Source organism: Nitrospirota bacterium (genome assembly GCA_013388455.1).
GTDB lineage: Bacteria > Nitrospirota > Thermodesulfovibrionia > Thermodesulfovibrionales > SM23-35 > JACAFF01.
The window spans coordinates 15694-27477 of record JACAFF010000030.1 but is presented as its reverse complement, the minus strand read 5'-3'; the positions used below and the strand labels follow the sequence as shown (position 1 = coordinate 27477).

12 protein-coding genes are annotated in these 11784 nt (G+C 35.9%); 9 read left to right on the top strand and 3 right to left on the bottom strand.

Features of this window, described 5'->3' with window-relative positions; all coding sequences use genetic code 11:
- The 6 genes from HXY53_07255 to HXY53_07230 are packed head-to-tail and all read left to right on the top strand — an operon-like array spanning position 1 to position 4446.
- Positions 1-183 (top strand): hypothetical protein, encoded by a 183-nt coding sequence (locus HXY53_07255; GenBank protein ID NWF76345.1) that lies wholly within the window; start codon positions 1-3, stop codon positions 181-183.
- Between the two features lie 47 nt (positions 184-230).
- Entirely contained in the window at positions 231-1073 is an 843-nt protein-coding gene (locus HXY53_07250; protein NWF76344.1) for a hypothetical protein, read from the top strand.
- Positions 1061-2059 carry a signal peptidase I gene (locus tag HXY53_07245; protein ID NWF76343.1) on the top strand — a complete coding sequence of 333 codons (999 nt, stop codon included), beginning with the start codon at positions 1061-1063 and terminating at the stop codon, positions 2057-2059. Before HXY53_07250 ends, HXY53_07245 begins: the two co-directional genes overlap by 13 nt.
- Before the next feature lie 49 nt (positions 2060-2108).
- Complete coding sequence (locus HXY53_07240) at positions 2109-3035, top strand: TraB/GumN family protein (protein NWF76342.1); 927 nt, start codon at positions 2109-2111, stop codon at positions 3033-3035.
- The gene (locus HXY53_07235; protein ID NWF76341.1) at positions 3014-3541 is read left to right on the top strand and encodes an NYN domain-containing protein; all 528 of its coding nucleotides are present in this window, start codon (positions 3014-3016) and stop codon (positions 3539-3541) included. Before HXY53_07240 ends, HXY53_07235 begins: the two co-directional genes overlap by 22 nt.
- A complete protein-coding gene (locus tag HXY53_07230; GenBank protein ID NWF76340.1) occupies positions 3541-4446 on the top strand; it encodes a phosphatase PAP2 family protein in 906 nt (301 codons plus the stop codon). The genes HXY53_07235 and HXY53_07230 overlap by 1 nt, the downstream gene beginning before the upstream one ends.
- On the opposite strand, the gene HXY53_07225 is transcribed toward HXY53_07230, so the two are convergent.
- From HXY53_07225 to HXY53_07215, 3 genes are read right to left on the bottom strand one after another with little or no spacing between them, the layout of a single operon-like run.
- Complete coding sequence (locus tag HXY53_07225) at positions 4392-5381, bottom strand: hypothetical protein (protein ID NWF76339.1); 990 nt, start codon at positions 5379-5381, stop codon at positions 4392-4394. The genes HXY53_07230 and HXY53_07225 overlap by 55 nt on opposite strands.
- Positions 5368-7341 carry an ATP-dependent helicase gene (locus HXY53_07220; protein ID NWF76338.1) on the bottom strand — a complete coding sequence of 658 codons (1974 nt, stop codon included), beginning with the start codon at positions 7339-7341 and terminating at the stop codon, positions 5368-5370. Before HXY53_07220 ends, HXY53_07225 begins: the two co-directional genes overlap by 14 nt.
- Positions 7338-8681, bottom strand: coding sequence for a hypothetical protein (locus tag HXY53_07215; protein NWF76337.1), 1344 nt, complete (start codon positions 8679-8681; stop codon positions 7338-7340). Before HXY53_07215 ends, HXY53_07220 begins: the two co-directional genes overlap by 4 nt.
- A 207-nt stretch (positions 8682-8888) precedes the next feature.
- Here HXY53_07215 and yajC point away from each other — a divergent pair, with 207 nt between their 5' ends.
- The 3 genes from yajC to secF are packed head-to-tail and all read left to right on the top strand — an operon-like array spanning position 8889 to position 11776.
- Positions 8889-9233: a preprotein translocase subunit YajC gene (gene yajC / locus HXY53_07210; GenBank protein ID NWF76336.1), complete on the top strand. Its 345-nt coding sequence runs from the start codon at positions 8889-8891 to the stop codon at positions 9231-9233.
- 12 nt (positions 9234-9245) lie between these two features.
- Positions 9246-10868, top strand: a complete 1623-nt coding sequence (secD, locus tag HXY53_07205; protein NWF76335.1) for a protein translocase subunit SecD — start codon at positions 9246-9248, stop codon at positions 10866-10868.
- Positions 10865-11776: a protein translocase subunit SecF gene (gene secF / locus HXY53_07200; GenBank protein ID NWF76334.1), complete on the top strand. Its 912-nt coding sequence runs from the start codon at positions 10865-10867 to the stop codon at positions 11774-11776. The genes secD and secF overlap by 4 nt, the downstream gene beginning before the upstream one ends.
- Positions 11777-11784 lie beyond the last annotated feature (8 nt).

The following is an 11784-nucleotide window of genomic DNA, read 5'->3' as shown; positions in this document are numbered from 1 at the left end:
ATGTCAGGAAAAACCGAATTTAATTTCGAACGAAAGAATTATGTAAAACCACAGATAGAACAGGTTAAATTAGTGTCAGATGAAGCAGTGTTACAAACTTGCAAGAGGGGTGGAGAAAATGGCCCGGGTGAAAAGAACTGTAAAAGAGGATTTCAGGCTTGCTATCAAAAAGGGCGCTCATAATTGGGGTAAATCTCCTGGTTCAGAAAATTTTGTAAGTTAATAAATTTATGTATAGATTAAAAGTTGCAGATTTTGTTTTTGGAGTTGTAACTTCAGATAGATTTAAAATTAAAGCATTTGATGAGCCATTTGTATCTGATGATAAACCAGACATAACAGTATATGGACACTATTCAAATAAATTTTTAAACCTTAAGCTTGAAAACAAAGTTTTTGATTCAGGTACATTTTGGGATGTTTATAAGAGCGATATAAAAAAAGTTTTTGTATTAAAAGAACCTTTTAATAATAATCGTCAATATTGTTTAGCTGTTTTTGAACCTAACTATCGAAATGGCGATGTCTATGTTCTGAGGGAATCTCCTGATATCTTACCACATCCACTTGCTTTCCCCATCTTTCATTTATTAATGATTTCTCTTTTGTCTCAGGGCTATGGAGTTCTTGTCCATGCCTGTGGTATTGATGATAATGGGAATGGATATCTTTTTCCTGGAAGTTCAACAAATGGAAAGACTACAATGGCACGTTTGTGGGAAGATAAAGCGGTTGTTTTGAATGACGAACGCATTGTTTTACGGCAAAATGAAGGCCGTATATGGGTATATGGGACACCCTGGCATGGAGAATATGAAGGAATTTCGCCTCATGGTGTGCCACTAAATAAAATCTTTTTTTTACATCACGCAGAGATAAATAATATTTCACCGATGGAAGGTTCTTCAGCTACATTGAGGCTTTTAACCCACTGTTTTCTTCCATATTGGGAATCTGATGGAATGCAATTTACACTTGATTTCTGTGCTAAACTTGTTGAAACTATACGATGCTATGAATTAGGTTTTATACCAGACAAAAGCATTATTGATTTCATAAGATGCGTGAAATAGGGCTTGACAGAGATGAGCTGGGAGTATTAACTGAGGAAATTATAGGACGGGGTGGCTCTTTCAGTTTTAAAGCCCATGGCTGGAGCATGTATCCATTCATTCATGATGGAGATATTCTTACCGTTGGTCCTGTCAGTACTAATGAACTCAAATCAGGAGACATTATCCTCTACAAATCTCTCGATGATGGGGTTGTTGTTCATCGTGTTATCGGGAAAACCAAAGTCGGTAATACAGAAATCTTAAAAGTACGGGGAGATGCTCTAATTGGATCACCAGAATATATCGCAACCACTCAGGTCATAGGAAAAGCTATCAAACAACGGCGGACTTCGAATGTTGTAGACTTACAAAAAGGGGGTTCCAAATTTTTAGCCCACATATGGCTTATTACATATCCAATAGGTTCTTCCTGCCTTTATTTTGTATTTACTTTCAAAAAATTTTTATCTCTTATTTTTCGTTTCTTTCAGAGTTTTAGTTTATACCGTAAACTTGCACAAATATTGATAGGTAAAAAAGTTAATTATCTTGTTATCGTGGATGACCTGGCTTTGTTAGATAATAAGCTAAAAGAATCTTTCAGCTTATCTGAAATGGCATCTAAAAGTAGTATGATTTACAACTACGAGATTTGTGCATATATTGGACAGAAAAAAGTAGGTTCTGTAGCTCTTTTAAAGTTTGATGAAGGTAACCTGCTTTATCCTGATTGGTGGCTTTTTGGAATGGAGGTAAGAATACCCTATCGAGGTGCAGGGATCGGAAAGAATCTTCTCCATATGGCTATCAATAAAGCGTTTGAAGTAAATGCAAATAAAGTAAATCTTCTTGTTTTTAAAACAAATCATATTGCGATAAACCTATATAAAAAAATGGGATTCAAAAAGATTTCGATTCCTGCATTAGATGAACAATTAGAAAAAGAAGCTCATCATGGACATAGCCACCGAATTATAATGTCAAGAAGTTTTATAGAAGATTAGAGATGTATTTTATTAAGTTAATATTGTTTGATATAAAAGAGAAATAGAATTGTCTGTAAATATTCATAAAGGAATAATTAGTAGATATCTTAAAAAAAATATTACAATATTTTTCATCCTGCTTTTTTTCTCAACAGCGGTCATTATTAAAGAATCCTTTGCAGATAATCAGAAAACCTTTTTATGGAAAGTTCAATCAAAAACAAATACTGTCTACATACTCGGTTCCATTCACTTTATGAAAAAAGAGGCATACCCTCTAAACAAAAAAATTGAACGTGCCTTTGAATCATCTGATGTATTAGCTGTAGAGGCAAATATTAATGATTTAACTAAGATTGACTTTCAAAAGGTCATTGAAACTGCTATCTATCCTGGGAATGAAACACTTGAAAATCATGTATCAAAAGAGACTTATGAGCTCATCAGAAAGGAGTTAGAACTCTCGGGTATTCCTCTCTTATTGGTTAATAAACAGAAACCATGGTTTCTGGCATTGACATTAACTTCCCTGAAACTTATACAACTGGGTTTCGACCCAACTTTAGGTATCGACATCCATTTTCTCTCAAAAGCTAAAGGCAATAAAAAGATAAAAGAACTGGAAAGTATAGAATATCAAATAAATCTTCTGTCTAACTTTACTGATCAGGAACAGGAAACATTCTTGTTGTATACATTAAAAGATATAGATTTCCTTGAAAGGGATGCTGATAGGCTGTTAAGTGCATGGACAAATGGTGATATAAAAACAACAGAGACTATTATTACAAAAGCCCTGTGGCAAGACAGAAAAATGTCTTCTATATATGAAAAACTAATCTATGAAAGAAACCGCAACATCACATCTAAAATAGAAGAATTTTTAAGAACCAATGAAATTCATTTTGTTGTAGTTGGTGCCGGGCATCTCATAGGTAAAAAAGGAATTATCGAGATGCTCAGAGAAAAAGGATACCCTTTACTGCAGTTATAAATCGTGGAGGTTATACCATTTCGCATATAATCATAGATGGTTACAATGTAATTGGAATTTTCCATAAAGACCTAAAAAAACAGCGGGAAATATTCATAGATTCCCTCATAGAATACAAGAAGAGAAAAGGGCATGATATTACAATTGTTTTTGATGGATGGAAGACAGGACAAGGACAGGAAATGAAATCCATTATTGGTGGTATAAAGGTTATCTATTCAAGGATTGGAGACACTGCTGATTCTGTTATAAAAAGAATTATTTCTTCAGAAAGACGGCAGTGGATCGTCATAACATCAGACAGGGATATCGCGCATCATGCATGGTCATCAGGTTCTATTCCTCTGCGTGCAGAAGATTTTCTGAATATTCTTCAAAGAAAATCTTTTTCTAATCCCGAAGAAGATGAAGATAAAGAAGATTGGCCTGAAATTTCAAGGAAGGGTAATCCAAAAAGACTTTCGAAAAAAGATAGGGCTATCAGCAAGGCACTAAGCAAGCTTTAATGAGGAGACTAACGGATATATTTATAAAAAATCGTCCTGCAGATGTTCTAACAATCATATTCCTGTTATTCCTTATCATCCTGTGTCTAATTTACTATAAAAATTTACCAAGAGCACCATTTCTGATCAGCCTCTATTCATCTCTTATCTTTGCCCAGATTTTTCTCATTAAGATAAAAGACAAATGGAAATTTCCGCAACTCTTTTATAACATAATTTTTCCTGTCGTCTGTGTCCTTTCAATCTTTGACAGTCTTGAATGGGTCGTACATTATGTAAATCCTGATGATATTGATCCATTTCTGATTTATCTTGATTATCTTATATTCAATGCACACCCAACTGTTATACTCGAAAATATTATGCATCCTGTTCTGACAGACATTCTCCAGATAGCATATTCAACTTATTATTTTATGCCGATAAGCCTGGGGATAGTTCTCCTGAAGAATAAACAAAAAGAAGCATTTGAAAAATCGTTGTTTTTGATTCTCTTATGTTTTTATCTCTCATATCTTGGTTACATTCTTTTCCCTGCACTCGGCCCTAGATTCACGATAGACCATCTTCAGAACTATGAACTTGAGGGGTTCATTGTTGCAGAACCAATCCAGAATCTATTAAACCGTCTCGAGGGAATAAAAAGAGATGCTTTTCCAAGTGGGCATACAGGTATAGCCCTCTTAGTTGCATACCTCGCCTTTAAGTTTTCAAGAAGATTATTCTGGTTGTTAATCCCTTTTGTCTCTTTACTTATATTTTCTACCGTATATTGTAGGTATCATTATGTAGTGGATATATTTGCTGGCATTGGCCTGACTGTAATTACTATAATGCCAGGTGAGTTTCTTTATGACCTATGGACAAAATCAGAACGACTGGCAAAGTTATCAGCACCTTCTTGAGTTTCAGTTATCCCACGAGATGACTTTATCTGAATCCTGGTTTCATAGTAATAAATCAAAATTGTTGCAATTATTGTAAGCCCCAGATATGTTTCGAAAGCATAAGATATAAGTTGATACGGAAAGGAAAGGATGGCCCCGATGACCGGTAGAATTGTAAAAGGGTAACTGAGAAGTATAAGTAAAAAGCTGGCAATAAAATATCCTATAAAAAGTATTGTATAGAGCCAGAATGCACTCGGATTTTCGATTAAATAGTGAAAAGCCTCTTTGACAGAAGCAAATGGACCGGTCTCATTAAAACCAAGTGAAGCAATTCCATAAAGTGTTATTGAGAGAATTCCAAGAATAATAATGATCACTATAACTATTAAAATCAGAGAAAAAAATGTACCAAGAAAAAGTGCAAGAGTTGAATCCTGACTCTGGGCAAAAGATACAAGTGATGCTATCCCACCACCTAAGATACCGAGTGAAAAAGCTGTAATTATAAATATTATGCCGATCAAAGTTGTAAATCCGAGTAATCTTAAAAAAATGCCTTTTGCCTTTTCAAAAAACAATTTCATACTGAACTTCATGGTAGGATCTGTTAGAGAGAGGCAGATTATCCCAATTGATCCAGCAAAGATAAAGATTCCAAGTATTGCGACAGTAAGCAGATATAAAAAGAAACTTATTACAACTATGAGGAATAAACTGAAGTATTTTGAAATAATTTCAGAAGGATATTTCAATGCCCTGAGAATATCTTCAAGGGAAGCAAATTCCGTAAAATCTATACCGAATACAATAAAAGCAATAGCGAGAGGTATCCCCACAATTATAATGAAACCGATGCTACTCAGGATAACCATAACAACATGCATCAGTACAAGTTGCCAGTTCCTGTTTATTATTCCGAAACCACCCTTAATAGCATCAATATATCTCATTTGTGTCTTCAACAATCAGTTCTTCATAGACATCCACGGGCAATTCTTTAATAAATCGTGAAGGTCTCAAAAATCCAAGCCCATGACATTCTTCAGAAGATAATGGATAACAAAGATATAGAGCCTTTTTTGCCCTGGTAACCGCAACATAAAAAAGTCTTCTTTCTTCTTCAAATTCTGTTTTCAGAGATTTTACTGACGGGAACTTTCCATCGTTCAGTCCAATCAAAAAAACAGTATCCCATTCAAGACCCTTTGCCTGGTGCACAGTAGAGAGTATAACACACTCCTTGTCTTCATCCCCTTCCTCTACTTCTCCTCCAGATACACTCTGGAGACTCATTTCACTTATAAAAGTCTCAAGAGAGGGGTATTTTACTGCAAATCTTGTCATTTGCTCAATATCTTCAATTCGTTCCTCTGCATTAGGATAATGACTGTACAAATAGTCTTCATATCCGTTTGTGAGTATATAATCGATTGCCTCAGATGGCTTGAGGGGCATATGTGTATTATTATCACCCTTTAATTTTTTCAACATCTCTATAAAGAGATAAAATCCGTTCAGGGATTTTTTTGGAATAAGTTCTCTCATATCACAGAGTTTATCAAGAGGGACTTCAGATTGAAATATTGAATTCCATAGTTTTGTTGCAGTTATCTTTCCTATCCCGGGGATTAACTTCAGTATCCTTTTCCAGCTCAGTTCATCATATGGATTAACTACCACCCTGAGAAATGAAAGGATATCCTTTATATGTGCCTGCTCGAAAAATTTCAGTCCTGATCTCACCTCAAAAGGTATACCCCTTCTTTGAAGCTCCATCTGGAGTTCCATAGACTGATAATGTGAACGATAGAGAACTGCAATCTCATTCAGAGGCATTCCTTCAACGTTCATGTCAATTATCTTCTGCGCTACAAAATCTGCCTGCTGAAAAACATCCCTCAGAGGAACAAGATTTGGCAGATTACCTTCTTTTTTTACTGAATAGAGTTCCTTACTGAATTGTCTTACATTATGCTTGATACTCTTATTAGCGAGATCGAGAATTTCCGGTGTTGATCTATAGTTAATTGTTAGATTGAAGATAGTGACATCAGGGTATCGTTCTGAAAACTTGAGGATATTTTCGAAGTCTGCTCCTCTGAATGAATATATTGACTGTGCATCATCTCCCACTGCCATAATATTCCTGTTTGTAATAGACAGTAAATCAACAATCTCTGCCTGAAGTTTATTTGTATCCTGGTATTCATCAACAAGTATATGTACAAATTTTGATGAATAATATTCTTTTATATTCTCGTATTCAAGCAATAATCTCTTCCAATTTGTTAGAAGGTCATCAAAGTCCATCAGATTGAGAGAATGCTTCTTTTTTTCATAAAGATCGATTAATTCATGTATTTCATCAATAACATTCGCAAAATGCGGGAATCTGAAAAGAATGATCTCTTCAAGATTTTTTTCTTTGTTTCTCATAAGACTTGATATTTCACAAAGAACAGAGCCTTTTGGAATCATAGTCTTTATCTTGCCAATTTCTGAAAGGCATATATCAAAAAGGTCTTTAGCATCCTCTCTATCAAGGATTGAAAAACCTTGTTTATATCCTATTAAACTGCAATGCCGTCTTAAAATCATATTGCCTATATGATGAAATGTGCCTCCCCAGAGTCCATGGATATTCCTTCCTAAATTTTCAACTCTACGCATCATCTCCTTCGCTGCCTTATTGGTAAATGTAAGAAGTAAAATATGTTCAGGCTTGAGGCCTGTTTCAATAAGACGTGCAACTCGATAGGTAACTGTTCTTGTTTTTCCTGTCCCTGCACCTGCAAGTACAAGCATGGGATTATTAGGGTGCATTACAACAGAAAACTGCTCCTGATTAAGCTCTTTTTCGTAATTTATCTTGAAATTTGAGACTTCTCTGTGCAGATAATATTTTTTCATTTCAACCTCATCGCAATTTCCCTCGCAAAATCAGCAAGTGTTTCATCACGCGCTCCGAAGACTACATAATTATTCCATTCACTTAATCTCCTGAATATTGAATCTCTTTCATTTATAACCTCTACTAATTTTCCTGCTTTCTTTATTTCTATGCATAAGTCTTCACTCGATATATCTTTTATTGATGTGCCTCCTGCATAGTAAATAGGAAGGAGTATTAGTTTGTCTCTGTCGCGAAGGTTTTCTTTGAACACTTTAATGTATTCCTCTTTCATCAATCGTGTAGGTCCATATCCATGAGGCTGAAAGATATAACAAATATCTTTATTTATCCTTTTCAGAGACTCCATGAGGCAAGCAATCTTATGGGGATTATGTGCATAATCATCTATTACCATATGTCTTTCGTCATTCAAACAAATATCAAAACGGCGGTCGATGCCTGAAAAATCAGAAAGTATTTCTGATATTTGTCTTAGTGAAACTCCCATCTCTGAAAGTAATGATATACAAGCCAAAGCATTATACAGGTTGTATCTGCCTGGCAGGGAAACTTTAAAAGGAACACCGTGTAAGTTAAAGTTCGTGCTAAATGGATAGTATTCTATCCCCTTTGCTTGATATTCTGAGTCAGTTTCAATCGAAAACCTTACAGGTTTATCGAATCGGCATCTGCACAAATTTTCGTCATCACCACCAATAACTAAAATCTCCTCTGTTTGACTTCCAAGTGTCTCGAACATCACCGCAGTCTTTTCGACAAAATTATGGTCAAGACTCAGGTTGGAGATAATTGAATGCAAGGGGTGATAATAAACAATTGATCCATCTGATTCACAAGCTTCTATTACTAAAGTATCTGAATTCCCGGATAGATAATTTCCTAAGCTAACGGATGTCTTGAATTGTTTTACTCTACCTCCTCCGATGAAATTCGGATTCATTCCGAGACGATTCATCAAAAATGCGAGTAATCCTGCTGTTGTTGACTTGCCGCTAGTGCCTGCAACTGCAATCGTCTTGTACTCCAACGTAATTTCATTAAGATACTGCGGCCGGGTTTTTATTTTAATATTCAGTTGTTTTGCTTTGACCGCCTCTGGTTGATTATCTTCCACTGCAGTACTGAAAACAGCAAAATCAAAAGACCTATCGATTCCAGAGCCATCCTGCGGAACAATAGTTATTCCCTTTTCTCTTAGAATTTTGTAGATACGATTATCAGGATTAAGGTCAAATGAACGGTCAGAACCAACGATAATATTATCTTTATCTGCCATAAAACTGGCTATTGCAGACATACCGCTACCACCGATACCTGAAAAGAATATTTTAGCCATAATTAATCTTTATTCTAACTTAAATTGGACTGTTCTTTGGGATCAATTTTACTAAGACATAATGAGTCAGGCCAAAAACTTTATCCTTACTCAGGTAGGATTTATTTTTATTAAATTCTGCTGGCATATTTAGGGCTATGAGTTCATATTGATAAAAAAAGCATAAAGAAGGTATATTATCAGTTAAAATTTTTTGGAGGTGAGGAAATGTCATTCAACTTCATTGATATAGCATATGCAATGGGACCAACTCCCCAAGGAGGTGGACAGGGGGGTACCGGAGGACTTTTTGCAAGCCTTATCCCGCTTATTCTCATATTTGTCATTTTCTATTTTCTTCTTATAAGACCCCAGCAGAAAAGGGCAAAGGAACATAAGAGTATGATAGATAATCTCAAAAAGGGAGATAAAATTATCACATCTGGTGGCATTTATGGTGTTATTGAGTCAGTTGGAACAAACACCATTACAATCAAAATTGCTGAAAACACCAGGATCAAAATTGGCAAACCATATGTTGCATCCTTAAGGGCAGCTTCAGATGAAGATTGAAGTGGAGGATGAATGAAAAAAAAGATTCTGTGGCGATTGATACTCATAATCATAACTATTATCCTTGCTTTCATCTTTTTCCTTCCTAATACACCTTTGTTTAAATACATGCCAGAATGGTGGAAGAATAATATGCCACATAAAGGTATTATCCTCGGGCTTGACCTTCAGGGTGGGCTTCATCTTGTATTTGAAGTTGAGGGCGATAAGGCTGTTGAGATAACTACTGAAAGATATGCTTCAGGACTTAAAGACCTTTTTACAAAGAAAAAACTTTCTGCGGATGTAACTGTAAGCGGATTAACAATCAAAATAAATCCGTCAACCCCTGAGATAAGGAAAACGATTGAAGAGAACTATCCTGCTCTAACATTTATCGGGGAAGGGGGAACCCTTGTTTACAAAATATCAGATAAAGAGGTAAAAAGGATAAAGGATAATGCTGCTGATCAGGCTCTTGAGACAATCCGCAATAGGATTGATCAATTCGGAGTAGCAGAACCAACTATCATGAGACAGAGCGAAAACGAAATTGTCATTCAACTACCTGGCATCAAAGATCCAAAACGTGCCATTGATCTAATTGGTAAAACTGCCCAACTCGAATTCAAGATTGTTGACGACGAATCTCCTATAGCAGCCGAACTTCCTCAATCAATCATACCTGGCGAAGAGGAATTATTTTTACAGCAATTTGCCGGAAAAATTCCTGAAGGTGATGAGATACTTTTTGAGAAAAGGATAAATAGAGAAACAGGGGAAATAAGGAAGATACCAATCCTCCTTAAAAAGCAAGCTGTCCTAACAGGGGATTTACTCAGTGATGCTAAAGTTAATATTGACTCGCGGTTCAATGAACCATATGTTTCAATTTCATTCAATAATGCAGGTGCAAAACTTTTCGAAGAGATAACGGCTGCGAATGTGAAAAAAAGGCTTGCAATTATTCTTGATAATACTGTTTACTCTGCTCCAGTTATCCAGGAAAGAATTCCTGGAGGTAATGCACAGATAACAGGTAGCTTTACAATAGATGAAGCTAAAGACCTCAGTATAGTCTTGAGGGCTGGAGCTCTTCCTGCTCCTCTGAATATGCTTCAAAATGTTACTGTCGGTCCTTCACTCGGAAGAGATTCGATAAATGCAGGCAAAATAGCAGGAATTATTGGCACAATAGCAGTTGTAGTCTTCATGATCTTTTATTACAGATTGTCCGGTCTCATTGCTGACTTTGCATTAGTTCTCAATATAATTCTTCTTCTCGGAGCTATGGCTTCACTTAATGCCACCCTTACTCTTCCAGGTATTGCAGGTATAATTCTGGCTATTGGTATGGCAGTTGACTCAAATGTATTGATGTTCGAAAGGATGAGAGAGGAACTACGTGCAGGTAAAACTCCTGCATCTGCAGTTGATTCCGGCTACCATAAGGCATTCTGGACTATATTCGATTCTCATGTAACTACATTAATAACAGCAGCAGTATTGTTCCAGTTTGGCACAGGCCCTATAAAGGGTTTTGCTGTTACTTTAAGTCTCGGCGTTGCCATAAATCTTTTTACAGCACTCGTGGGAACAAAAACTATTTTTGATATTATAATCAGCAAGGTAAAGTTTAGGACTCTGAGCATATGATAGAACTTATAAAGAAAACAAATATTGATTTCATGGGCAAAAAATACTATGCCTTTATACTTTCTGGAATAATTTTTCTAATAGGAATTGTTGCAATTGTTCAGATTGCAAGAGGCAGGGCTAATCTGGGAATAGATTTTACAGGTGGCACTGCTGTACAGATAAAGTTTGAAAAACCCTTTCTTTTAAACGATGTGAGGAAATCACTTGAAGAAGGTGGACTTAAGGACTTTGACCTTCAGGATATGCCAGTTGAAAAGAAAATTCTTATAAGAGTCAAGAAGGAAGAGAAAACCCTCGGCAGTTCTTCTGAAAAAATAGTCTCAATACTTTCTCAGCGTTATTCAGATCAAAAAATTTTTGTTGAATCCACAACAGAGATAGGGCCTAAAGTTGGGAAAAGGCTCAGGAAAGATGCCCTCTGGGCTATCTTGGCTGCAGCCATCGGTCTTTTAATTTATATTGCTTGGAGGTTTCAGTTCAGATTCGGGATTGGAGCTACGATTGCCACACTTCACGATGTATTTGCAGTACTTGCTTTCTTCTTCATCCTAAATCGTGAAATAAATCTTGTTATTGTTTCAGCACTTCTTGCTATTGCAGGTTATTCTCTTACTGATACAGTTGTTGTATTTGATAGGATCAGGGAGAATTTAAAAATCAGGTATCGGGACCCTGTAAACGTTGTTATAAACCAGAGTATTAATGAAGTACTTTCAAGAACTATTATTACGAGCCTGACAACCTTATTCACTGCATTTGCCCTTTTCATCTTTGGAGGAGAAGTTATACATGATTTTGCCCTCGCTATTATTATTGGTATTATGGTAGGGACATATTCTTCAATTTTCATTTCTAGTCCGATTGTCCTGCTATGGGGAGGAAAAAGGCCTTTTGCTAAAAAATAGCTTAAAGC

Excerpts from the sequence above, each read along its gene's own strand:
- HXY53_07255 (NWF76345.1), top strand. The coding sequence starts at position 1 with ATGTCAGGAAAAACCGAATTTAATTTCGAACGAAAGAATTATGTAAAA.
- HXY53_07250 (NWF76344.1), top strand. The coding sequence starts at position 231 with ATGTATAGATTAAAAGTTGCAGATTTTGTTTTTGGAGTTGTAACTTCA.
- HXY53_07245 (NWF76343.1), top strand. The coding sequence starts at position 1,061 with ATGCGTGAAATAGGGCTTGACAGAGATGAGCTGGGAGTATTAACTGAG.
- HXY53_07230 (NWF76340.1), top strand. The coding sequence starts at position 3,541 with ATGAGGAGACTAACGGATATATTTATAAAAAATCGTCCTGCAGATGTT.
- HXY53_07225 (NWF76339.1), bottom strand. The coding sequence starts at position 5,381 with ATGAGATATATTGATGCTATTAAGGGTGGTTTCGGAATAATAAACAGG.
- HXY53_07220 (NWF76338.1), bottom strand. The coding sequence starts at position 7,341 with ATGAAAAAATATTATCTGCACAGAGAAGTCTCAAATTTCAAGATAAAT.
- HXY53_07215 (NWF76337.1), bottom strand. The coding sequence starts at position 8,681 with ATGGCTAAAATATTCTTTTCAGGTATCGGTGGTAGCGGTATGTCTGCA.
- yajC (NWF76336.1), top strand. The coding sequence starts at position 8,889 with ATGTCATTCAACTTCATTGATATAGCATATGCAATGGGACCAACTCCC.
- secD (NWF76335.1), top strand. The coding sequence starts at position 9,246 with ATGAAAAAAAAGATTCTGTGGCGATTGATACTCATAATCATAACTATT.
- secF (NWF76334.1), top strand. The coding sequence starts at position 10,865 with ATGATAGAACTTATAAAGAAAACAAATATTGATTTCATGGGCAAAAAA.